Origin of the sequence: Vibrio sp. 10N, from assembly GCF_036245475.1 — a bacterium.
GTDB lineage: Bacteria > Pseudomonadota > Gammaproteobacteria > Enterobacterales > Vibrionaceae > Vibrio.
In genome coordinates this window covers 666,180-690,434 of the sequence record NZ_BTPM01000001.1, presented here as the reverse complement: position 1 = coordinate 690,434, position 24,255 = coordinate 666,180, and the positions used below count along the sequence as shown (strand labels likewise).

21 protein-coding genes are annotated in these 24,255 nt (G+C 46.9%); 9 read left to right on the top strand and 12 right to left on the bottom strand.

The window, feature by feature from the left end:
* Positions 1-5: 5 nt before the first annotated feature.
* Together iscR and trmJ are read right to left on the bottom strand one after the other, a co-directional pair.
* Positions 6-512 (bottom strand): Fe-S cluster assembly transcriptional regulator IscR, encoded by a 507-nt coding sequence (gene iscR, locus AAA946_RS03335; protein ID WP_338163611.1) that lies wholly within the window; start codon positions 510-512, stop codon positions 6-8.
* Positions 513-623: 111 nt separating this feature from the next.
* On the bottom strand, positions 624-1,355 hold the full coding sequence (gene trmJ, locus AAA946_RS03330; RefSeq protein ID WP_338165762.1) for a tRNA (cytosine(32)/uridine(32)-2'-O)-methyltransferase TrmJ: 732 nt from the start codon (positions 1,353-1,355) through the stop codon (positions 624-626).
* 177 nt (positions 1,356-1,532) lie between these two features.
* On the opposite strand from trmJ, the gene suhB reads away from it, so the two are divergent.
* Entirely contained in the window at positions 1,533-2,336 is an 804-nt protein-coding gene (suhB, locus tag AAA946_RS03325) for an inositol-1-monophosphatase (RefSeq protein ID WP_042476232.1), read from the top strand.
* Between the two features lie 395 nt (positions 2,337-2,731).
* Here the strand turns inward: suhB and secF are convergent, their stop codons facing one another.
* From secF to queA, 5 genes are all read right to left on the bottom strand, one after another.
* Entirely contained in the window at positions 2,732-3,679 is a 948-nt protein-coding gene (secF, locus tag AAA946_RS03320) for a protein translocase subunit SecF (protein ID WP_338163610.1), read from the bottom strand.
* 9 nt (positions 3,680-3,688) lie between these two features.
* Positions 3,689-5,545 carry a protein translocase subunit SecD gene (secD, locus tag AAA946_RS03315; protein WP_338163609.1) on the bottom strand — a complete coding sequence of 619 codons (1,857 nt, stop codon included), beginning with the start codon at positions 5,543-5,545 and terminating at the stop codon, positions 3,689-3,691.
* A 20-nt stretch (positions 5,546-5,565) separates the two neighbouring features.
* A complete protein-coding gene (yajC, locus tag AAA946_RS03310) occupies positions 5,566-5,895 on the bottom strand; it encodes a preprotein translocase subunit YajC (RefSeq protein WP_006074799.1) in 330 nt (109 codons plus the stop codon).
* Between the two features lie 169 nt (positions 5,896-6,064).
* Entirely contained in the window at positions 6,065-7,210 is a 1,146-nt protein-coding gene (gene tgt / locus AAA946_RS03305; protein ID WP_338163608.1) for a tRNA guanosine(34) transglycosylase Tgt, read from the bottom strand.
* A 182-nt stretch (positions 7,211-7,392) separates the two neighbouring features.
* Positions 7,393-8,445 (bottom strand): tRNA preQ1(34) S-adenosylmethionine ribosyltransferase-isomerase QueA, encoded by a 1,053-nt coding sequence (gene queA / locus AAA946_RS03300; protein WP_338163607.1) that lies wholly within the window; start codon positions 8,443-8,445, stop codon positions 7,393-7,395.
* 256 nt (positions 8,446-8,701) lie between these two features.
* On the opposite strand from queA, the gene AAA946_RS03295 reads away from it, so the two are divergent.
* Positions 8,702-9,172, top strand: coding sequence for a CBS domain-containing protein (locus AAA946_RS03295; protein WP_338163606.1), 471 nt, complete (start codon positions 8,702-8,704; stop codon positions 9,170-9,172).
* A gap of 715 nt (positions 9,173-9,887) precedes the next feature.
* Here AAA946_RS03295 and AAA946_RS03290 read toward each other — a convergent pair.
* The gene (locus AAA946_RS03290; protein WP_042500709.1) at positions 9,888-10,793 is read right to left on the bottom strand and encodes a hydrogen peroxide-inducible genes activator; all 906 of its coding nucleotides are present in this window, start codon (positions 10,791-10,793) and stop codon (positions 9,888-9,890) included.
* 187 nt (positions 10,794-10,980) lie between these two features.
* Here AAA946_RS03290 and AAA946_RS03285 point away from each other — a divergent pair, with 187 nt between their 5' ends.
* The 5 genes from AAA946_RS03285 to AAA946_RS03265 all read left to right on the top strand — a co-directional run bounded on the left by AAA946_RS03285 (position 10,981) and on the right by AAA946_RS03265 (position 14,883).
* Complete coding sequence (locus AAA946_RS03285) at positions 10,981-11,589, top strand: peroxiredoxin (RefSeq protein ID WP_042476179.1); 609 nt, start codon at positions 10,981-10,983, stop codon at positions 11,587-11,589.
* Between the two features lie 193 nt (positions 11,590-11,782).
* Entirely contained in the window at positions 11,783-12,532 is a 750-nt protein-coding gene (locus AAA946_RS03280) for a copper homeostasis protein CutC (RefSeq protein ID WP_338163605.1), read from the top strand.
* 39 nt (positions 12,533-12,571) lie between these two features.
* Positions 12,572-13,360, top strand: coding sequence for a polyphosphate kinase 2 (gene ppk2, locus AAA946_RS03275; RefSeq protein WP_338163604.1), 789 nt, complete (start codon positions 12,572-12,574; stop codon positions 13,358-13,360).
* Complete coding sequence (locus AAA946_RS03270) at positions 13,353-14,294, top strand: LysR family transcriptional regulator (protein WP_338163603.1); 942 nt, start codon at positions 13,353-13,355, stop codon at positions 14,292-14,294. Before ppk2 ends, AAA946_RS03270 begins: the two co-directional genes overlap by 8 nt.
* Positions 14,295-14,379: 85 nt before the next feature.
* A complete protein-coding gene (locus tag AAA946_RS03265) occupies positions 14,380-14,883 on the top strand; it encodes a hypothetical protein (RefSeq protein WP_338163602.1) in 504 nt (167 codons plus the stop codon).
* A 21-nt stretch (positions 14,884-14,904) separates the two neighbouring features.
* On the opposite strand, the gene phoU is transcribed toward AAA946_RS03265, so the two are convergent.
* The 4 genes from phoU to AAA946_RS03245 are packed head-to-tail and all read right to left on the bottom strand — an operon-like array spanning position 14,905 to position 20,331.
* Complete coding sequence (gene phoU, locus AAA946_RS03260; RefSeq protein WP_338163601.1) at positions 14,905-15,600, bottom strand: phosphate signaling complex protein PhoU; 696 nt, start codon at positions 15,598-15,600, stop codon at positions 14,905-14,907.
* A 38-nt stretch (positions 15,601-15,638) separates the two neighbouring features.
* Positions 15,639-16,457, bottom strand: a complete 819-nt coding sequence (gene pstB / locus AAA946_RS03255; RefSeq protein WP_112478639.1) for a phosphate ABC transporter ATP-binding protein PstB — start codon at positions 16,455-16,457, stop codon at positions 15,639-15,641.
* 2 nt (positions 16,458-16,459) lie between these two features.
* Positions 16,460-18,106: a phosphate ABC transporter permease PstA gene (gene pstA, locus AAA946_RS03250; protein WP_338163600.1), complete on the bottom strand. Its 1,647-nt coding sequence runs from the start codon at positions 18,104-18,106 to the stop codon at positions 16,460-16,462.
* A 20-nt stretch (positions 18,107-18,126) separates the two neighbouring features.
* Positions 18,127-20,331: an ABC transporter permease subunit gene (locus AAA946_RS03245; protein ID WP_338163599.1), complete on the bottom strand. Its 2,205-nt coding sequence runs from the start codon at positions 20,329-20,331 to the stop codon at positions 18,127-18,129.
* 287 nt (positions 20,332-20,618) lie between these two features.
* Here AAA946_RS03245 and ppk1 point away from each other — a divergent pair, with 287 nt between their 5' ends.
* Positions 20,619-22,733, top strand: a complete 2,115-nt coding sequence (gene ppk1 / locus AAA946_RS03240) for a polyphosphate kinase 1 (RefSeq protein WP_338163598.1) — start codon at positions 20,619-20,621, stop codon at positions 22,731-22,733.
* The gene (gene ppx, locus AAA946_RS03235) at positions 22,705-24,237 is read left to right on the top strand and encodes an exopolyphosphatase (protein ID WP_338163597.1); all 1,533 of its coding nucleotides are present in this window, start codon (positions 22,705-22,707) and stop codon (positions 24,235-24,237) included. The genes ppk1 and ppx overlap by 29 nt, the downstream gene beginning before the upstream one ends.
* Positions 24,238-24,255: the final 18 nt, after the last annotated feature.

Sequence of the window (24,255 nt, the reverse complement as noted above, 5' to 3'; positions counted from 1 at the left end):
CACTACTACGAGCGAACATTGATTCCGATGGGTGCGGTGCTTGTACTTTTTCTTGAGAACCCATGATTTACCGCAAGATCTACGTCTTGTCGGTCTGAAATTTCTAATACTTCGTTATCTACCATCAACTCGCCAAGAGTGATGTTATTTAGGAAGTCACTGATGCGAGAGCTTAAATCTCTCCACAGTGTATGTGTGAGACAACGTGTACCACCTTGGCAATCTCCTTTGCCAGCACATTTTGTTGCATCAACCGATTCATCAACTGCAGCGATAACCGTACCAATCGAAATCTCAGTTGCCTCTGCGCCCAAGCGGTAACCACCACCAGGACCACGAACACTTGCAACCAGACCCGCTTTGCGCAGTTTGGAGAACAGCTGTTCTAGATAAGACAAAGAGATACCTTGACGTTCAGAGATGTCCGCTAGAGGTACTGGGCTTTGCTGTGAGTGCAGTGCGACATCAAGCATCGCTGTTACTGCATATCTTCCTTTTGATGTAAGTCTCATATCACACTATCCACATTGATTATGTGGCATAAATATTTCCATACCTGACTGTTTTAGTCAAGTATTTAATTGACTAAAACAGTCGGGTATTTAACCCAACAAAAGAAATGGTTATTTTTTAACCCCTATCGCTTTTTCAACTGAGGTCAAAATACCACGTAACGTGTTGATTTCCGAAGCTTCAGGACGCGTTCGACTAAACATTCTACGCAGCTTATTCATCACGAGACCCGGTTTGTCTTTAGAAATAAACTGGGTATCCATGATGACTTTTTCAAGGTGTTGGTAGAATAATTCCAGCTCTTTGTGACGCGGGTAATCCACTTCACTCGGCTCGGCATACTGTTGTGCTTCGCGCTCTAGATGCGCCACTCGTACTTCATAGCTAAGGGTTTGCACCGCCATAGCAAGATTGAGCGAGCTGTACTCTGGGTTTGCAGGAATACACGTATGGTAGTGACAAAGCTGCAGCTCATCATTGGTCAAGCCCGTTCGTTCGCGCCCAAATACTAACGCAACTGCGTGTTTTTCACCTTCTACGGCAAATTTCTTACCACACTCTCTTGGCTCAATCATCGGCCAATCTAGTGTACGAGAGCGTGCACTAGAACCAACAACAAGACCACAATCTTCCACTGCTTCTTCTAGTGTAGACACAACTTTTGCACCCAGTGCTATATCACTAGCACCGGCAGCCAACGCAATCGCCTGTGAATCCACCTCACATTGAGGGTCCACCAGCACCATCTGGCTCAGTCCCATTACCTTCATCGCTCGAGCTGCCGAGCCAATATTTCCAGAATGAGAAGTCCCAACCAGGACGATTTTTACGTTGTCTAGCATTGTCACATTGCACTCATTTTACACAATCGCAGAATGGTAACATAAACTTGACTAAAGTAGTCAGGATCTTTCTATTCATAAAATTAACAGCACAAAAAATAACCACTTCCCTTTTGCCAAATCTTTGGTATACTTCGCGCCGCTTTTTGTTCTTTAACATCCGTTGGGAAAATTCGTATGCATCCAATGCTAAACATCGCTATACGCGCTGCGCGTAAAGCGGGCAACCATATTGCTAAATCACTAGAAAACACTGACAAGATTGAGTCAGTACAGAAAGGCACTAATGACTTCGTTACTAACGTAGACAAAGAAGCCGAAGCAATCATCATCAGCACTATCCAAGCTTCATACCCAGACCACAGCATCATTGCTGAAGAGGGTGGCCTAATCGAAGGTAAAGATAGTGACGTACAATGGATCATCGACCCACTGGATGGCACCACTAACTTCGTACAAGGCATTCCTACTTTCTCTGTGTCTATTGCAGTTCGCATCAAAGGCAAAACAGAAGTAGCGTGTGTTTACGACCCAATGGTTAACGAGCTTTTCACTGCACAACGCGGTGCTGGCGCTCAGCTTAACAATGCACGTATCCGTGTAAAACAGCTTAAAGATATCAAAGGTACTGTTATCGGTACTGGCTTCCCATTCAAGCAGAAGCAACACTCTGAAAGCTACTTCAAAATCATGTCTTCAATGTTTGTTGAGTGCTCTGACTTCCGTCGTGCTGGCTCTGCAGCTCTAGACCTATGTTACGTTGCAGCAGGTCGTCTAGACGGTTACTTCGAGCTTGGTCTAAAACCATGGGACATGGCAGCAGGCGAACTGATTGCTCGTGAAGCTGGCGCTATCGTAACTGACTTCTCTGGCGGTACTGAGTACATGAAGTCTGGTAACGTTGTTGCTTCAAGCGCACGTGGCGTGAAAGCGATGCTTAAACACATCCGTGAAAACGGTAACGAAGCTATCCTTAAGTAATTCTCTACAGCTTAAGTAGTTCTGTAGAAGAAAGCACAGCCCGTCACAGCTGAATTTGAAATCCCGACCTATGGTCGGGATTTTTTTGTTTTTACAGTCCATTGGTAAATGCCAGACCGTTTGATGCTGTCAAAATTATTCGTCATCTTCACGAAAGTGAAGACCTCCTAAAGCGCGTAGCCAACTGAAAAACAATGACTCTGTTACGTAAATAGCGTTCGCAGCGCGCTGCAGGAGATCCCCTTTTTCAAGGGGATCACTCAACCTAAGGTATGACTCTGCCTGAGGAATGACCTCGCCATAGTGCAAACTAGAATCTCCTCGACAATTACACGCAAAAGAAAAGCCACTCGTTCGAGTGGCTTTATCAATGTCATCAAATCCAACAATCTGCCTTACGGCATCTCATCAAACTCAGCGCCTTCTTTTTCAATCTGAGGCGGCATTAGGTGCTCTTTCTGGATACCCAGTTTCAGAGCCAACGCAGATGCTACGTAGATAGAAGAGTAAGTACCAACCGTGATACCCAGCAGCAATGCTGTCGCAAAGCCGTGGATCATCGCACCACCTTGAGTGAATAGGGCGATAACTACGAACAAAGTAGTACCAGACGTAATCAAGGTACGGCTTAGTGTTTGTGTGATCGAGCTGTTCATGATGTCAGCAGGCTCACCCTTACGCATTTTGCGGAAGTTCTCACGGATACGGTCAAATACAACGATAGTATCGTTGAGCGAGTAACCGACAACCGTTAGCAGTGCTGCGACAATCGTCAAATCAACTTCAATCTGCATAAGCGAGAAGATGCCCAGCGTGATGATAACGTCGTGTGCCAGCGCGAGTACCGCACCCGCCGCCAAACGCCATTCAAATCGCACTGATACGTAGATCAAGATACAGATAAGAGACACAAGGATCGCTAGACCGCCCGCCTCTGTTAGTTCATCACCTACGTTCGGACCTACGAACTCGATACGACGCATTTCAACGTCTTCACCCGTGCCTACACGAATGGCATCTAGGATCTGGTTACCCAGCGCCTCTGCTTGCATGTCATCACGAGGACGCAGGCGAACCATAACGTCACGAGCAGAACCGAAGTTCTGTACCGTAGCGTCACCGAACCCTTTCGCATCGAGTGCTGAACGGACTTCCTCAAGGTTTGCAGGCTGTTCGAAGCCCACCTCGATAAGTGTACCGCCAGTGAAGTCTAGACCCCAGTTAAGCCACTTCGTTGACAGTGTAAAAATAGCTGCGCCGATCATCACAATGGACAAAACGAACGCAACTTTTGACCAACGCATAAAGTCGATCGTTTTGTCTGCTTTCATTATCTGAAACATAACTAACCCTTAGATCGACAATTTGTTGATACGTTTGCCGCCATAAACCAGGTTCACGAGACAACGTGTACCAATGATGGCTGTAAACATAGAAGTAAGAATACCGATAGACAGTGTGACCGCGAAGCCTTTGATCGCACCTGTACCCACAGCAAATAGAATGATCGCTGTAATCAAGGTGGTGATGTTGGCATCGGCGATGGTACTGAATGCGTTAGCATAGCCTTGGTGAATCGCTTGTTGTGGGTTACGCCCCTCTTTAAGCTCCTCACGTATCCGCTCAAAGATCAGAACGTTCGCATCCACCGCCATACCAACGGTCAGTACGATACCTGCGATACCTGGCAGCGTCATCGTCGCACCTGGAATCATCGACATGACACCAACGATTAGAACGATGTTCGCCATCAATGCCATGTTGGCAAACAGACCAAATCGACGGTAGTAAACCAACGTAAATAGCATCACGGCAATCATACCTGTGATACACGCCTTGATACCCATATCGATGTTTTGCTGACCCATTGATGGACCGATAGTACGTTCTTCAACAATAGAAATCGGCGCAATCAGAGCACCTGCACGAAGCAGTAGTGCTAGGTTGTGCGCTTCAGCAGCAGAGTCGATACCTGTGATACGGAAGTTACGACCAAGTGCAGACTGAATCGTCGCTTGGTTGATCACTTCTTCATGCTTATCAAGGATAACTTTGCCTTCTGGCGTGCGTTTGCCGCTGTCTTTATATTCAGCGAAAACCGTTGCCATCAGCTTACCGATATTCTGACGCGAGAACGCCGCCATCTTGTTACCACCTTCACTGTCTAGTGAGATGTTAACTTGTGGGCGACCGTATTCGTCTGCGCTTGAGCTTGCATCAGTAATGCTCGCACCGCCTAGGATAACGCGCTTCTTAAGCACAACCGGACGACCGTCACGATCAAGCTTAATTTCGCTACCCGCTGGTGCACGACCACTTGCTGCCGCAGCTAAGTCAGCCGAGCTGTCAACTTCACGGAATTCTAGTGTTGCTGTTGCACCCAAAATCTCTTTCGCGCGCGCCGTGTCTTGAACACCCGGTAGCTCAACCACGATACGGCTCGCACCTTGGCGCTGAACCAATGGCTCTGCCACACCCAGTTCGTTTACACGATTACGTAGGATAGTGATGTTCTGCTCAACAGCGTAGTTGCGGATTTCTTGAAGGCGAGTTTCTTTGAATCGAGCGACCAAAGCAAAGCGGCCGTTTGAGTCAGAATCGAAGAAGTCCATATCTGGGTATTTTGCTTCCAGTACCGTCTTCGCTTCTGCAAGTTGCTCGGCGTTACGTAGCAATACTTCTACGCCATCTTTACCCGCTGGGCGGATAGAGCGATAACGGATGCGCTCTTCACGAAGATCGCTTCTAAAGCCTTCTTCTTGCTGACCAACCAGTTTTTCCATCGCAGCATCCATGTCGACTTCCATCAAGAAGTGAACACCACCACGAAGGTCAAGACCGAGTTTCATTGGCGCAGCGCCAATAGACTCAAGCCAATCAGGAGTAGCTGGAGCAAGGTTAAGTGCAACGATTGAATCTTTGCCTAACGCTTCACTGATGATATCACGGGCACTGATCTGAGTATCAGTGTCAGTAAAACGAACAAGAATGGAGCCATTTTCAAGAGCAATGGACTTACGAGAGAGTTGCTCTTCATCAAGAGCTTTAGTGACAGTATCCAGCGTCGACATATCAACAGAGGCGCCACGCGCCCCTGTAATTTGAATAGCCGGATCTTCACCGTATAGATTGGGAAGTGCGTATAACGCCGCTGCCGCAATGGCGAATATCACCATCAGGTACTTCCACAAAGGGTAACGATTTAGCACAGCGAGATCCTATAGCTGTTTTATAGAGACTTCAGCGTACCTTTTGGTAGCACTGCAGTAACGAAGTCTTTCTTGATAACTACTTCATTGTTGTCGTTTAGTGCGATAGCAATGTAGTCGTTGTCTTCAGCGATTTTAGTGATTTTACCAATTAGACCGCCGTTAGTTAGGACTTCGTCGCCCTTACCCATAGAAGCCATTAGGTTTTTGTGCTCTTTTGCACGCTTCGCTTGTGGGCGGTAAATCATGAAGTAAAAAATTACCGCGAACATGCCTAGCATGATTAGCATTTCGAAACCGCCACCTTGTGGTGCTGCTTCAGCTGCGTGTGCTGCAGAGATCAAACTCATCGGAGAACATCCTCTTTAATGTAAATACATATCCAAAATTGGGCTATCCCCCTATCTTTTCAAGAAGCAAACGGTAACTCAATGTTTCATAGTCACTTAAAGGCACAAAAAATGTGACCCAGAGCTAGGATTTGTTACCAATTGCAGGGATAGCCGACTATTTAGCCAACTATTGAGCGTCGACCTTCATATCTAGTGGTGGCACTTCGCGGTTGCGACGTGCGTAAAACTCTTCCACAAACTGCTCAAAACGGTCTTCATCAATCGCTTTACGGATGCTTTCCATCAGCATTTGATAGTGACGCAGGTTGTGGATGGTGTTTAGACGTGCACCCAAGATTTCGTTACAGCGATCTAGGTGATGTAGATACGCTTTCGAGTAATTCTTACAGGTGTAGCAATCACAGTTCTCATCTAGAGGACCGGTATCCGTCTTGTTTGTCGCGTTACGGATTTTGATTACCCCACCAGTCACAAACAAGTGACCGTTACGAGCGTTACGCGTTGGCATCACACAGTCGAACATATCGATACCACGGCGAACACCTTCAACCAAATCTTCTGGTTTACCTACGCCCATTAAGTAACGAGGCTTATCTTCAGGAAGCTTAGGAGTTGTGAACTCAAGAACGCGGTGCATCTCTTCTTTTGGCTCACCAACAGCAAGACCACCAACCGCATAACCATCAAAACCGATGTCAGTCAGGCCTTTCACCGACACATCGCGCAAGTCTTCGTATACGCTACCTTGAACGATACCAAACAGCGAGTTTTCGTTTTCTAGCTTGTCGAAGTGATCACGAGAACGCTGTGCCCAACGTAGTGACATTTCCATCGACTTCTTCGCTTCTGCGTGAGTCGCTGGGTATGGCGTACATTCGTCAAAGATCATCACCACATCAGAGCCAAGATCTTTTTGGATTTCCATAGATTTTTCTGCATCCATGAAAATACGGTCACCGTTCACAGGGTTACGGAAATGCACACCCTCTTCTGTGATCTTACGGATATCGCCAAGACTGAATACTTGGAAGCCGCCTGAATCAGTCAGGATAGGACCATGCCAGTTCATGAAGTCGTGCAAGTCACCGTGCATCTTCATGATCTCTTGACCCGGGCGAAGCCATAGGTGGAAAGTATTACCAAGAAGAATTTCGGCACCAGTACCGCGGACTTCTTCAGGTGTCATACCTTTAACGGTACCGTACGTGCCTACCGGCATAAATGCTGGGGTTTGTACTGTACCGCGTTCAAACGTCAACTGACCACGACGAGCATGGCCATCTTTTTTCTTAAGTTCGTATTGTAATTTCACGAAGCCTCCAAATTGCCAGAGACACAGTCTGACTCAATCTTAAAACGCACTAACAAGCGTAGCTTGCCGCACTTAGATCCGCCCGCCTAACATAGCTCGTTAGGCGAAAGGTTTTGGTGTTCCCTACCGTATTCCACTGAGTCCTTGAGTGAAATAAAAAGCTTACTAATTACTGGCGTCAGTTATGCCGTTTTCTTGGTAATGAACATCGCATCACCATAGCTAAAGAAGCGATACTTTTGCTCTACCGCATGTTGGTAGGCATTCATGACATTGTCATAGCCTGCAAACGCACTGACCAACATGATCAGCGTCGATTCTGGTAGGTGGAAGTTTGTCACGAGACAATCCACCAGCTGATATTCATAGCCAGGGAAGATGAAAATCTCAGTATCACCAAAGAAAGGCACTAACTCGGTACCCTTTTTCAGTGCATCTTGCGCTGCACTCTCGAGTGAACGTACTGAAGTGGTACCCACTGCAATAATGCGGCCGCCATTCGCTTTGGTCTCTGCAATCGCATCCACCACGTCTTGAGGTACTTCCACGTACTCTGCATGCATGTGGTGGTCATGAATATTTTCTACGCGAACAGGTTGGAATGTACCTGCGCCCACGTGAAGGGTTACGTATGCGAAGTTGGCACCTTTTGCTTTGATTTGCTCAAGAACACTGTCATCAAAATGAAGACCCGCTGTTGGAGCGGCAACCGCGCCTGGCTTTTCGTTATAAACCGTTTGGTAGCGCTCTTTATCTGCATCTTCATCTGGACGGTCGATGTAAGGTGGCAGTGGCATATGGCCGACATCATTTAGGATCTCAAGCACTGTTTTGTCTGACTGCATTTCAATTTCAAACAATGCATCGTGACGCGCCGTCATGATCGCTTGGTATTCGTCGTTTTCACCCAGAAATAGCTCAGTACCTGGCTTTGGTGATTTTGAACAACGAACGTGAGCAAGTACACGCTTGTCATCAAGCATACGCTCTACTAATACTTCGAGCTTACCACCAGAGGCTTTACGACCGAACATACGAGCAGGAATAACGCGCGTGTTATTAAATACAAGAAGATCGCCAGGCTGAACTTGGCTGACGATATCAGTGAAGCTTCCATCCACAACCTCACCCGTATTACCGGTCAATTGAAGCAGTCGGCTTGAGCTACGCTCTGCCTTTGGGTAACGAGCAATCAGCTCATCAGGTAATTCGAAGTGAAAATCTGAAACTTGCATAACACCAATCTTCTATATTAAGCGACATAAAACGGCGAAAAAATTCGCAGCCGCATAGTATAAAGTGACCCGTTGGAATAGCAAGCTGAACCGACGCTCATGCCCCGCGATTGCATGTTTTATTGAGTTTCAATTTAACCGCTTTATCAATAGGGATATTTTGTGAGTTGAGCGGCAAAAACCGACGCTAATCTCAGATTTAATCAGGGAAAAAATCTATAGTTAAAGTACACAAACAGAACGAGTTGGAGGCCACATGATTAAGGTCCAAGATATGATGACTCGCAACCCTCACACCCTATTGCGGTCTCACTCACTAGCCGACGCCAAACACACGATGGAAGCGCTCGATATTCGCCACATTCCCATCGTCGATGCAGAACGTCATCTACTGGGGATTGTCTCTCAACGTGACGTACTCGCGGCACAAGAATCCATATTGCAGAAAATACCCAGCGATCAGTCCTACACCCTGTCAACGCCACTGAGTGAAGTGATGCGAACTAACATCATGACTGCAGAGCCGCGTGCAGGTTTGAAAGAAAGTGCCCTATACATGCAAAAGCATAAAGTTGGCTGTTTACCTGTAGTGCACAACAAACAGTTGGTTGGCATCATCACCGACAGTGACTTCGTTGCTATTGCAATAAACCTTCTTGAACTGCAAGAAGACAGCGAGCCTGAAGAGATTCAATCAGAGAGTGATAGCGAAGGGGTTAATTTGTAGGGCGGAGTCCAGTGAGCTGGTAAGTACATAATGCACTCATAACGAGGTTCTGAGGTAATACGGGGTAGCTGCGATAAAAAAGAAGCGGCTGACGCCGCTCAAATCTACCGACATTTTATGGTCATTGAACGACCAATTGGGGCAGTGCTCAAAACAGGTTTAGTGTTAGTTTTCATTTGTAGCTTTCAAACAACAGGTGATGAACTGCCGCTGAAAAAGCTCGGCTCATTCACAAGTAATCACTTTGATGGCTCAGTATACAAGGTGGTTACTTTTTATGGACCTAAAACCTCCAAACCATGTATTTACATTACCGCAACTTACTTTAGAGTTACAACTCTAAAGTGGTCATTTTTTGCATTTCGATAGTTTCCTCTTTCCGTACCACTTTGCTTTGTTTAAGGTGTTTTTGTCATTAGTTACGTAATTTAATTTCACAATAACTAACGGATAACCTCCGCGCTCGCTGATCCACCAAGGCACGAAAACGCCTACTCAGCTGAAGCTAACTCGTACTACTAGCCTCCGCACGGTTTTTTCAAAATATCACAATGTAAAATTGACAAGGTCAAGTCACTGAAATGACTGAAAACTAATTCAACCTTGTCATTGCTGACCGCCAATAAATAATTTGCTCCATCAGCAATAAACACTAAAAAAGGCACCTTAATTGGTGCCTTTCACTAGTTAAATAGAAGCTGTTTACAGAAACAGGCTACAGCAGTTCGGAAACCACATCAGCAAGCTGTAAAAACGAATCACGTCTTGATGAACTTGGTCGCCATACCAAGCCAATATCACGATGCGCCTGTTGGCCAGGTGGCTCAATCACAATCAAGTTTTGATTTTCAAGCAAACCGTGCTCAATCGCCATTTGTGGAATGAACGTAGTTCCCAAACCGTTTGCCACCATCTGTACCAAAGTATGTAAACTCGTGGCACTAAATGGGTTGATCTTCTCTTTTTCAGTAAGCTTACACGCCGAAACCGCGTGTTCAGTCAGACAGTGCTCGTTTTCTAGCAAGAAGACCGACTCATCAGGAAGATCATCATATTTAATTGGTACTCGAATGCTATCGGCTTGGTTACGGCTTATCACCATCTTAAACGGGTCATGGCCAACGATGCAGCTTTCCATCGAACCGATATCCATCGGAAGCGCAAGGATCAGCACGTCTAGCTCACCGTGGCGTAACGCCGCTAGTAAATTAGCTGTTGTATCTTCTCTTAAGAGTAAGTTGAGCTGTGGGTAACGGGCATTGATCTCTTGTACCAAGTCACACAACAAGAAAGGAGCGATCGTGGGAATGCAGCCTAGTTTCAACTGACCTTGCATCACATCACCTTGGCACAGGTTCCCAAGCTCGATCAGATCCTGACCTTTGGCCAACAGCTCACGTCCTTGAGAGACCACCATTTCACCCGCTTGGGTAAAAACAAGTGGGCTTTTTTTGTCTTTCTTTTCATAAAGAGGACAACCGATAAGCTCTTCAAGATTTTGGATTCCCTTACTTAATGTCGATTGACTGACAAAACAGCGCTCAGCCGCCTCGCTAAAGTGTCGGGTTTCATGAAGTGTAACCAGGTAATGAAGCTGCTTTAAACTTGGCCATTTATTCATTTCAACTGCCTGTTTTTGAACCAGTATCGAAAAAGGAATCAACCGTGTGGCTTCATCGCTTTTTTCGATGGAATTAATCTAATATTTTCGCTTTTTTCAATACTACAATGTGTACTATAGTTTGTCTCGTACAAACACGGACCAAACCAAAATGGTTTGAAATTATCCCTATTTAGGAGCAAAAAAAATGGTACTAGTTGGTCGTCAAGCCCCAGACTTTACTGCAGCAGCTGTTCTAGGTAACGGTGACATCGTTGAGAACTTCAACTTCGCTGAGTTCACTAAAGGTAAGAAAGCGGTTGTTTTCTTCTACCCACTAGACTTCACTTTCGTTTGCCCATCTGAGCTGATTGCATTCGACAACCGTCTAGCTGATTTCCAAGCTAAAGGTTGTGAAGTTATCGGTATCTCTATCGATTCTCAGTTCTCTCACAACGCATGGCGTAACACTGCTATCGAAGATGGCGGTATCGGTCAAGTGAAATACCCACTAGTTGCTGACGTTAAGCACGAAATCTGCAAAGCGTACGACGTTGAGCACCCAGAAGCAGGCGTTGCTTTCCGTGGTTCTTTCCTAATCGACGAAGACGGTCTTGTACGTCACCAAGTTGTTAACGACCTACCACTAGGCCGTAACATCGACGAAATGCTACGCATGGTTGACGCTCTAAACTTCCACCAGAAGCACGGCGAAGTTTGCCCTGCACAATGGGAAGAAGGTAAAGCAGGTATGGACGCATCTCCAAAAGGTGTTGCAGCGTTCCTATCTGAGCACGCAGAAGACCTATCTAAGTAATTCGACCCTTCACCCTGCGCTCAAACCAGGGTTGATGGTTGGAAAAATATAAAGCGGAAAACGCACGCCAATCATTGAAGAAGAAACGAGTTAGCCAAAAAAACGAAGCCCGAGTCACCGACTCGGGCTTTTTTTATTTTCAGATTTCTTGGTCGGCGATATATTGATAGCAGTCTTTCTATTGAGAATCAAAATGAGCTACCAACTTGAAGTCTGTATCGACAATATCGAGTCACTCGCTTATGCCATCGCTGGCGGCGCTACCCGCATTGAACTGTGTTCATCACTCGCTTTAGGCGGCCTTACTCCAAACGCTGGATTCATCAAACAAGCCGTTCAGTCATCTACTATTCCTATCTACGTCATGATTCGACCTCGTCAGGGCGATTTCTTGTATGACTGTGATGATGTCGAAATCATGGCAGAAGACATTCGTACCGCCGCAAAATATGGCGCACAAGGGGTAGTACTCGGACTTTTAGATAAAGACGGTCACATCGACATGCCACGTTCCATTCGCTTAGTGAAGCTGGCACGTGAACTTGAACTTGGCGTCACTTTCCACCGCGCATTTGATCAATGTAGAAACCCACAACAAGCGATGGAGGATGTGATTGCTCTTGGCTGTGAGCGAATACTCACTTCTGGATTAGCATCCAATGCGTTAGACGGCGCATCAAAGTTAGCAGAGCTGGTTGAACAAGCCGATGGCCGTATATCCATCATGGCCGGTGCAGGTGTTTGTGCCGATAACGTCACTGCCATCATTGCCACCAGCCAAGTGCAAGAAGTGCACCTATCAGGTAAATCTTCTCGCAGCAGTAAAATGCACTTTATCGCTGAGCAAGCCAAAATGGGAGCCGACGATGTCGATGATTTTGCCATCCCTGTCACCAGTAGCGACAAAATCCGCGCAGTAACCAAAGTGCTAAACTCTCTATAAAACAGCAGCAAAGAAAAACAAAGTTGGAGAAGGACTTCTATGGGCAAGAAAAGCAAAATGGACAAAAAACTCTATGAAAGTGAACTGGCTCGATTGCAGATCGAGTTGGTTAAGCTGCAAGAGTGGGTGAAACAAGAAGGGCTTAAAGTGGTTGTGGTGTTTGAAGGTCGTGACGCGGCAGGGAAAGGCGGCGTTATCAAACGCATCACTGAAAAGCTTAACCCTCGAGTATGCCGAATTGCGGCCCTGCCTGCTCCAACTGAAAAAGAGAAAACCCAATGGTACTTTCAGCGCTATGTGGCTCACCTACCCGCGGCGGGTGAAATCGTGCTATTTGATCGCAGTTGGTATAACCGTGCTGGCGTTGAGAAAGTCATGGGATTTTGCAGCGATGAGCAGTATCAAGAGTTTTTGCGCTCTTGCCCTGAATTTGAACGCATGTTGGTTCGCTCCGGTATTATTCTTCTCAAGTACTGGTTCTCTGTGTCTGACGAAGAGCAAGAAAAGCGTTTTTTGGAGCGTGTGAATACCCCGATTAAGCGTTGGAAATTCAGTCCCATGGATTTGGAGTCTCGCAATCGCTGGGCCGAATACTCACAAGCCAAAGACACCATGTTTTCTTACACCGATACTAAGCTGTGCCCATGGTGGGTCGTGCCCTCCGATGACAAAAAACGCGCACGATTAAACTGTATCACTCATCTACTTAGCCAAATCGATTACCAAGAAGTCAGCTATCCAGAGATCGACTTGCCAGAAATCAACAAACAAGGCTACATGCGAACGCCTATTGAAGAACAATCTTTTGTGCCGGATAACTATGACTAAATCAACGCAACTGTTTAATCAACTCGATCTAAACCTATTAAAAACCTTTCGTATTTTGCTGCAAGAGCGCAATACCCGTAAGGCGGCGGAACGTCTTTACGTCACACAGCCGGCGGTTAGCCAAGCGTTGCAAAAACTGCGTTCAGTGTTTGAGGACGAGCTGTTTGTCAAAGTCCAGGGTGGCCTTGAGCCTACGCCTTTTGCTTTAGATCTTGAAGATAAAATCGCGCCATTTATTGATGGTTTAGAAACGGCGCTCAATCAACTGGAGGAGTTTGATCCGGCCACACTTACTGGGACGATACGTATCGCATTGGCCCCTATCGTTATGGCAAGCCTTGCTGGCGCACTATTTACTACTTTTAGGCAGCAGGCCCCACTGTTAAATTTGGAGCTACTTAGCTGGAGTCAAACCACGGCAGAGCAAATTCGCAATGGCGAAGTGTTTTATGGCGTGCATTACGATCTGGAGAATCTGTCGAAAGAGCTAGCGCGCGATCCTCTGTTTGATTTAGAAGCGCGCATTATTGTTCGTAAACACCATCCTATTACCAAGCCACTCATTACTCCCGAAGATTCCGTCGGTTACGAACTGGCTTCACTTATCTCCCCAGGATGGAATGATCACTTCACCCATGCAAGCCAAATCTTAGAGCAACACGGTTATATACCCAAAGTAGGTTTTCGCTCAGAGATGCTGTTAGCACTTATCGATGTGATTGAATCTACTGATATGCTACTACCGCACTCTAATTTGTTTCCGATCCAAAGTTATCCTCAATTACGCTCACTCAAAGTTGAAATCGATGGGCAGATCTATACCAAGCGCTTGCTTGGTTACTTGCACAACAAAAACCGCCACTCTGCAAAATCAAAATGGATAGAATCCATTATCAAAGAAAAATTACCACAACAAGCCAATAAGCACGGCTAATCAAAGCTATTAGTGACGCTACTTAGTCAGTATAAACAGGAGCCGCTACCATCGGCGCTCCTCCTGTTTGCGATTAGGTATGACCATGAAAAAGCTGCTACTAACCATCCTTACAACCCTACCCTTCACCGCCTTAGCATCGGACGCTCATGCACAAGACATTCATCTGTCACCAGATGTCAAAATTGGGATTTTTAACGGTGCTGGCGTTCAGCTTGGTATCGCTGATACTCTAGGAATGGATGCGGTTTACTTCAGCTACGCGCGCAAGTATTACGATACCGACCGCTATGACGAGACCATCGACTCTTTTCGTCTAGGTCTACAGCACATGTTTGGCGATCGTGAAAACTATGGACTACAAGCGGAGATCGGCCTAGCCAACTATCGTGGCGAGAAGCACACCAACAGTGAATTGCTTAATCGCAGTGCTAATGGACTTAGCATCAGTGCGGGTTACGTGTATATGCTAAACCCTAGCTTTGGCCTAAGAACCGGGTTTGATTATGATGTGTTTGGTGCGAGCAACACCTTTATCTCTATGGGCTCGCACTTCTCATTAAACTTCGGTGTGGTTGGTCGCTTCTAAATAGCGGCGGCGGGCGACAAATTACAATATATCCTTGATGGCCTTTTCATCTAAATGGCGGACATCTTTACCTTTCACGAAGTAGATGATGTACTCACAAATGTTTTGACAGCGATCGCCGACACGTTCGATAGCTCGTGCCGACCACATGACCTGAAGAATGTTAGGAATGTTCTTTGGGTCTTCCATCATATAGGTCATTAACTGGCGGATCACCGCTTCGTATTCCGCGTCTAACTTATCATCCAACTTGTAGACTTCCGCCGCTGCATCAACGTCCATGCGAGCAAAGGCATCAAGTACTTGGTGCAGCATGGCAATGGCCTGTCGGCATAGAGGCTCTAAAGACACATGGAATTTTTGGTGCTTAGTTGAAGGCTGCTCTATAGCCACACGTGCGATACGAGTTGCCACATCACCAATGCGCTCTAAATCAGTAATGGTTTTAATAATGGCCATCACCAAACGTAGATCTTTGGCTGTGGGCTGACGCTTTGCAATGATGCGCGTACACGCCTCATCGATAGACACTTCCATCGCATTGACTTTGTGATCGTCTCTTACGACTTTGCGGGCAAGTTCAATGTCGTCTTTGTGCAGAGCCTGCATTGCAAACGACAACTGTTGCTCAACCAAGCCTCCCATGGTCAAAACATGGGTACGAATAGACTCAAGCTCGGCGTTGAACTGACCTGAGATATGACGACCAAAATGCATGTGTGAAAATTTCCTGTTGTAACCCTAAAGCCAGTCAATCAGCCGTAGCGGCCTGTGATGTAGTCTTCGGTTTGTTTTTCTATCGGTGAAGTAAATATAGTATCTGTATCGGCGTACTCTACCAGTTTTCCAAGATGAATGAACGCGGTATGGTCACTCACTCGCGCCGCTTGCTGCATATTATGGGTTACGATCACAACCGTATACTTGGTTTTTAGATCGTTAATCAGCTCTTCGATAGTCAGTGTTGAGATGGGGTCGAGCGCCGATGTCGGCTCATCCAGCAGCAATACCTCAGGCTCAATCGCGATAGCACGAGCAATCACCAATCGCTGCTGCTGACCGCCAGATAGCCCAAATGCGTTTTCATGCAGGCGATCTTTGACCTCATCCCACAGTGCCGCTGCTCGCAAAGAGCGCTCAACCGCATCATCAAGATTGCGACTGTTTTTGATGCCTTGAAGCCTAAGCCCATACACGACATTTTCATAGATGGATTTAGGAAACGGGTTCGGGCGCTGAAACACCATGCCTACGCGGCGGCGCAGCGTCGCCACATCGACTTTGGGATGATAGACATTGCCACCATGAAGCTTGACCTTGCCTTCTACCGTACACCCTTCAATCAAATCATTCATTCGATTGATGCAGCGCAGCAAGGTCGATTTTCCGCAACCTGACGGGCCGATAAACGCCGTGACTTGTCCTTTGGGAATACGCATCGATACATCATCCAGCGCTTGCTTATCACCGTAGTACAAGTTCAAGTTTTCAATCGCGATGGCGGTTTGCTCATCACTTAAGTTGTTCACATCTAAAGGCGTTGGATAGCCCAGAGTCTGGTTAATAGAAAACATGGTTAATCTTGTCCTAATGTGCGGTATTTTTCGCGCAAGTTATTACGTATCGCTATTGCCGTTAAGTTTAGCCCAACCACAACGGTGACCAGCAAGAACGAGGTGGCGTACACCAATGGTCTCGCCGCTTCAATGTTGGATGTCTGAAAACCCACGTCGTAAATATGAAAACCGAGATGCATAAACTTACGCTCAAGGTGTAAAAACGGAAACTGTGAGTCTACCGGTAGACTAGAGGCTAATTTTACCACGCCAACCAGCATTAATGGCGCTACCTCACCCGCCGCGCGAGCAACCGCTAAGATTAAGCCGGTAATGATGGCTGGACTTGCCATCGGCAGCACAATTCGCCACAAGGTTTCCGACTGCGTGGCACCAAGTGCTAACGAGCCATGACGGGCAGACGTTGGAATACGATTCAAGCCTTCTTCTGTCGCCACAATCACCACCGGCAGCGTCAAAATTGCTAAGGTCAGCGATGACCAAAGCAGGCCAGGTGTTCCGAAGGTTGGCGCTGGCAATCGCTCAGCATAAAACAGAGAGTCGATGGAACCGCCAATGGTATAAACGAAAAAGCCTAATCCAAACACACCATAAACAATTGACGGCACACCTGCCAAGTTGATAACGCCCACTCGTATCATGCGCGTCAGTAAATTGTTCTCAGCGTACTCGTGCAAATACACCGCCACCAGCACACCAAGCGGCATCACCATGACCGACATGATAATGACCAGCAGTACGGTGCCAAAAATAGCCGGGAACACGCCGCCTTCAGAGTTCGACTCACGTGGGTCATCCGATAAGAACTTCCAAACCTGATGTCCCCAATGAGAGAGCTTATCACCGTAGCCCATTTGATTCGGATACCAAAAATCCATCACGCGATTGAGACCGATTTCTAATCGCTTGCCGCGCATATCTTCGACAACCAAAGTTTTGCTCGCTAACTCAGCCCTTAGCTCATCAAGCTCAATGTCAGTCTGACTCAGTTGCTCACGAATGATCGCGTTTTGCTGCTGATAGCGAAGCGTTAACTCTTCGGTCAGCACGCCGTTCAAGCTATCACGGCGCTGCTTCAAACGTAGCGCTTCAAGTTGGTGATTGAGTCCTTTTAATCGGCGTTCGGTAATGCCATCAATACGATCGCGGATCAGCGCTATCTGCTGAAGTTCAAACGTTAACGTCTCGGCAATCGCTGTCTCTTGCAGCCCTTCAACACCTTTAAGAGCCAGAATACGACCAAAGAAGTTTCCTCCACGAGTACGCTCAATCACCACAAGATCCGCAGGTGTCTTGGCATCATGAAGCTCAGATGAAAGCAGAGATACAAAGTCGATGCCATACAAATCTCGGTTGGCGACTTTGATGCTATAGCGCTCGACCTTACCCTGCTCTAGAATGTCAGTTGGTAGCAACGACTGTGCGTTAGGAATATTGTAAGTGGGTACCCAAGTCTTTGAATAGATTTGCCCAATTAATGCCCCACCTTGATCATCTTGCCACTGATAGAGCGGCGCTGGCCAAAAGTAAGTCAGCCCTCGCCAACCAATAAGCAGCAATAAACCAAGCACGGAAATCAAGCTGATACTGACCGCGCCACCTGTGAGCCAAACCCAAGGTGACCCAGATTTGAACCACTTAAACATGTTCCGACTCCCCTACACAATTAAAGCGCACTGTATTTCTCCCGGAGTCGTTGTCTCACCCACTCTGCTAGCGAGTTGACCACGAAGGTAAAGCTAAACAAAATGAGTGCGATCAAGAACAGCAAACGATAATGGCTGCTGCCAACTTCTGATTCTGGCAACTCAACGGCCATGGTGGCCGACAGCGTCCTCATGCCTTCAAAAATATTCCAATCGAGGATCGGCGTATTACCCGTTGCCATCAGCACGATCATCGTCTCGCCAACGGCGCGTCCTAGTCCCATCATAACCGCAGAGAAAATACCTGGGCTTGCAGTAAGCAGCACCACATAGATCAGTGTTTGCCACTGTGTCGCTCCCAATGCTAGCGAGCCATCAGACAAGTGTTTTGGCACGGAGAAAATGGCATCTTCGGCAATGGTAAAAATAGTTGGAATCACCGCAAAGCCCATAGCAAAACCGACCACTAGAGCGTTGCGCTGGTCGAAATCAATCCCATGTGTCGCGAGAAATACCCTTGCATCACCATTGAATAGCATCACTTCCATGTCACTAGAGAACGTCATTGCTAAGTAGATGGCAATCAAGATGACAGGTATGAGGGTGAAAGGATGCAAACCGCTCGGCAGCTTGGATGTGTATGCTTTAGGGATGGCGTACCACACCGCGCCAGATAGCAAAGAGAGCAGCGGCAACGCCACCAGCAACAGCAAAATCGCCGGTAAATGCGTCTCTACGATTGGGGCGAACCAAAGTCCCGCTAAGAAACCGATGATAACCGTTGGCAGTGCTTCCATCAGTTCGATGGTCGGCTTAACCACGCGGCGCATTTTCGACGACATAAAGTACGCGGTGTAGATAGCGCCAAATACCGCAATCGGCACCGAAAACAACATGGCAAATAGGGCTGCCTTAATGGTACCAAACGCGATGGGAACCAAGCTGTATTTAGCTTCAAAATCATCGGAAGCGGCGGTGGTTTGCCAAATAAATTCCGGCTCAGGGTAGCTTTCGTACCATACCTTTTGCCACAGTGCGCTCAGCGAGATCTCTTGGTGCTCATTAGGAAGATAGGCGCGATGGATCGCATCGTCGGATAACACCAGCGCATGATGATTGTTGTTCGATAGGGCGAAAGCTCGCACGCTAGAGCTAGGTACTTGACTATCAGAGACAATTTTATCGCTAGTAGTATAAACGCTTTGTAGATGAAGATTGCTGAGCGCCGAGCTGGACGACTGTGGACTCGCAAGCAACACAGCGAACCCTTTGCTCATGGTCTCTGGTGTTAAAAGCGCAATATCAGCCTCAAACTGAAATGAGCGAATCGGCGTAAGTTTACGCTCGCCTTCAGTCAATACATCAAACCATTGCCACACCTGCTGATTGTCATATTGCACCAGTAGCGAATACGCACCAGACAACAAATGTACACCACTGACGTTGGCACCATTAGGAGCCGATAAATCAACTACCTCACGCGCGTGTAGCGACTGTTCACCGCGATTAATCACCACTATCTGATTACCGGTGCGAACATACAAGGTGCGACCATCTGGCGTAACCACCAACTCTTTTGCACCTTCAATCGCCGTTGGTAAGGTAGCTGAAGAGAACTCATCACTGCGTGATGTCGTGGCGTCCCGTGAATAACTAGCTTGCAGCATGCCGCGCTCATCAATACTAGCAATGACAGTTTCACCTTTGTTGACCACCGCATTGACCAGAATCGCGCTAGGTATCGACACCCACTGCTCCTCATGAAGCTCAGGAATCATCAACTGTGCATCACCACTACTTTGATCCAGTTGCAGTTTGGGTTTTAGCGCGGCGTAACGGTCTTGATCATCCACTGCTAACAATGTTTTTTCATCGATAGCTTGCAAGCGCACAATGTCATCTGACAACCGATGTGAAGTCTGTTCACCCGTAACAAGCGATTTCTGAATATAACCACCATCAGCAAAGAAAAATACGCTGTCATGACCACTATCGCTAACTAAGGTTAAAACTGGCGTTTCTGCGATATCAGAGCTGATAGCGGGCTGCCATGTGACCTCGTTATCGGAAAACAAAGGCAGAGTGACATAAGCTAAGTAGACAAAGATGAAGATAAGCCCAGCAAGTACACTCAAGCCACCAAATGAGACGATCCAACGCACCAAACGATCTTTTATAAGACGTTTTCTATCTTTGGTATGAAGTGAAAAATTGGCCGTTGCCATAGTCTACTAGTGTTCTCTTATGATGCAGTTTGGGTGTTTGAGGCTTTTACCTTCAAGGACGAGAGGCAAGTGAACAGCATGCACGAATTGCCTCAACATAATATGTCGTTTAGATGACAATTATATTACACAGCTTCTAAGGTGCTGAAAATAATGAAATGTGCCGCGTTGTACGCGGTTTGAAATAAAAGTGTCATATCGAATCTCTATGGTTCACGACAAGATTCCCCTTACATTCCGTCTTGTTGCTTACTAGCAGCGGGCAAAAAACGTCGGTGGTTTAGTACATGAGCGCAGAAAAACTTTATATAGAGAAAGAACTTAGTTGGTTATCGTTTAATGAGCGCGTGTTGCAGGAAGCCGCCGATAAAACGGTTCCTCTGGTCGAAAGGATCCGTTTTTTGGGGATCTTTTCCAACAACCTCGATGAGTTCTATAAAGTTCGTTTTGCCGACGTCAAACGCCGTATTTTGATCAACCAAGACCGCGGTGGCAATGACAACTCTAAACACCTGCTTGGGAAGATGCAAAGCAAAGCACTGAAACTCAACCAACGCTTTGATGAACTGTATAGCGAGCTGATCATGGAGATGGCTCGCCGCCGCATCTTCCTCGTCAATGAAACTCAGCTTGATGACCCCCAGCAAAAGTGGATTAAAAAGTACTTTAAAAAAGAAGTACTGCCGCACATCACCCCACTTATGCTCAAAGACGACGTTGATCTTTTACAGTTTCTGAAAGATGAGTACGCCTATATCGTCGTCGACCTGAAAAACAATGACAGCTCTCAATATGCGATCTTAGAGATCCCAACCGATCACTTACCGCGTTTTGTGATGGTACCTGAACAAAAAGGCAAACGCCGTAAGACCATCATTCTACTCGACAATATCATCCGCTACTGCCTTGACGATATCTTCCGTGGTTTCTTCGACTATGACGAGCTCAACGGCTACGCAATGAAAATGACTCGCGATGCAGAATACGATTTAAGCCACGAAGTCGAGCACAGCTTGCTAGAACAAATGTCAGAAGGGGTAAGCCAGCGCCTAACGGCGATGCCTGTACGCTTTGTTTACGAGCGTGACATGCCTGAAGCTATGTTAACCACATTATGTGACAGGCTGGGCATCTCCAATTATGACAGCCTAATACCGGGCAGTCGCTACCACAATTTCAAAGATTTCATCGGCTTTCCAAACGTGGGGCGTGACTATTTAGAGAACAAACCCCTACCGCCGATGCGCTGTGCTGACTTTGATGGCTATGACAACACATTTGATGCCATTCGCGCCCAAGATATTCTGCTCTACTATCCATACCACACGTTTGAGCACATTACCGAGTTGGTTCGCCAAGCCTCGTTCGACCCTAAAGTACTCAGTATCAAAATCAATATCTATCGCGTCGCGAAAGATTCCCGCCTCATGAACTCACTGATAGATGCGGTCCACAACGGTAAGAGCGTAACGGTCGTGGTCGAGCTCCAAGCCCGTTTTGATGAAGAAGCCAACATTGAGTGGTCAAAGGTTCTGACCGAGAATGGTGTACACGTTATTTTCGGTGCGCCGGGTTTGAAAATCCACTCTAAGCTATTGTTGATAAGCCGCCGCGAAGAAGGAGAAATCGTTCGTTACGCTCACGTGGGTACCGGTAACTTCCACGAGAAAACGGCACGTATCTATACCGACTTCTCACTACTTACTGCGGATCAAGAGATCACCAATGAAGTGCGCAATGTGTTCGGCTATATCGAGAACCCATATCGTCCGGTCAGGTTTAACCAACTGATTGTTTCGCCGCGCAACTCACGTAAGCAGCTCTATCGCTTAATTGATACCGAGATTGCCAACGCACAAATCGGCAAAAAAGCGGCGTTGACGCTCAAAGTGAACAACCTTGTCGACAAAGGCTTGGTGAGTAAACTGTATGAAGCAAGCAGCGCAGGCGTAAAAATCAATATGATCATTCGTGGTATGTGCTCACTGGTACCGGGAATTGAGGGCGTCAGTGATAACATCAAAATTATCAGTATTGTCGATCGCTTTTTAGAACACCCTCGCGTTATTATTGCTCACAATGATGGTGATCCACAGGTGTACATCTCCTCTGCAGATTGGATGACACGGAACATCGACCACCGAATTGAAGTGGCGACACCTGTGCGAGATGAGCGCTTAAAGCGACGTATTATCGATATCGTCAACATCCACTTTACCGATACGGTAAAGGCTCGTTGGATTGATAAAGAGATGAGCAACACCTACGTTCCTCGCGGTAACCGCAAGAAAGTTCGTTCACAAATTGCTATTTACGACTATCTTAAACAGGTAGAGAAGCAAACTAGAAAAAGCAAACAACAACTAGAACATAATGAGTCAAAGCACGGACACGAACACTAAAGAGCCACCAACCAACGAGCTAATCACCAAAGATGTGGCAGCGATTGACCTTGGGTCAAACAGCTTCCATATGGTGGTCGCCAAAGTCGTCGACCAAGACTTACAACTGGTCAGCAGACACAAGCAACGCGTCAGACTCGCTTCCGGTTTGGATGAGCATGGAAACTTAGATGACGCCGCAATGGAGCGAGGCCTAGAGTGTCTCGCAATGTTTGCCGAGCGCCTTCAGGGATTCGAGGTCGACAATGTTCGCATTGCAGCAACCCATACTCTTCGTATCGCAGCCAATGCCCATGTCTTTTTGCAAAAAGCTCGTGATGTTCTGCCTTTCCCCATCGAAGTTATTCCCGGTGAAGAGGAAGCGCGTCTTATCTATGCCGGTGTTGCTCATACGCAAACCGAGTCCAACTCAAAACTGGTCGTTGATATTGGTGGTGGTAGTACCGAACTTATTATTGGAAAGGCGTTTGAGCCAGTGCTTCTTAATAGTACTCAAATGGGCTGCGTCAGTTATACCAACAAGTACTTCGCCAACGGTAAGCTTTCCTCTAAGAACTTCACCAAAGCGATTCTTTCTGCCAGACAACGTCTTGAAGCATTAACTCCGCGTTACAAGAAAAAAGGCTGGGAAGTCGCACTCGGCTCCTCTGGCACCATCAAAGCCATCAAGGAGGTGCTGGTTGGGATTGGTTATGACGATGGCATCATCAGCAATAAGCGTCTTTATAAGCTCATCGACAAGCTGTGTGAGTTCGACAGTATCGAGGATATCGCACTGCAAGGATTAACTCCTGAGCGTAAACCAGTGTTTGCTGCCGGTGTTGCGATTCTCACCGCGATCTTCGAGAGCTTGAAAATCAAAGAGATGCACTTTTCCGCCGGTGCGCTTCGTGAAGGCTTGCTATATGAAATGGAAGAGCGTTTTGAGCGCTCTGATATTCGTATGCGCACGGCAGAAAATTTAGCCAAAAAACACTTTGTCGATCTTGAGCACGCTGCACGAGTTAGAGGTCAAGCACACGAGTTTTTGAATCAAGTGTACGAGTCACTCGGGCTTAAAAAGAAAAGTGAATTGTTCAGCTTATTAGAATGGAGTGCCTTGCTCCACGAAGTAGGACTGAGCATTAGCTATCAAGCCTTCCACCGACACTCAAGCTATATTCTCAACCATACCAATATGCCCGGCTTTAACAGCGAGCAGCAGTTGGTGCTTGCCACTTTGGCGCGCTTTCAACGCAAAGCACTTAAACTGCAAGAGCTGCCTGAGTTTACCCTCTTCAAGAAAAAGCACATTGTTGGCCTCATTGGTATTTTGCGTTTGGCGATAATCGTCAATGGCCAACGCAATGAGGAACTGCTGCCACTTGAGCTATCCATCGACGATGAGACTTGGACACTCACCAGCCCCCAAAGCGACTGGCTAGAGCAAAACAAGTTGCTGCAAGCAGATTTACAAACTGAGCAAGCCTATTGGGAGTCAGCAGGCTGGAATCTTGTGTTCTAAACGCCTGGATGTGACTGA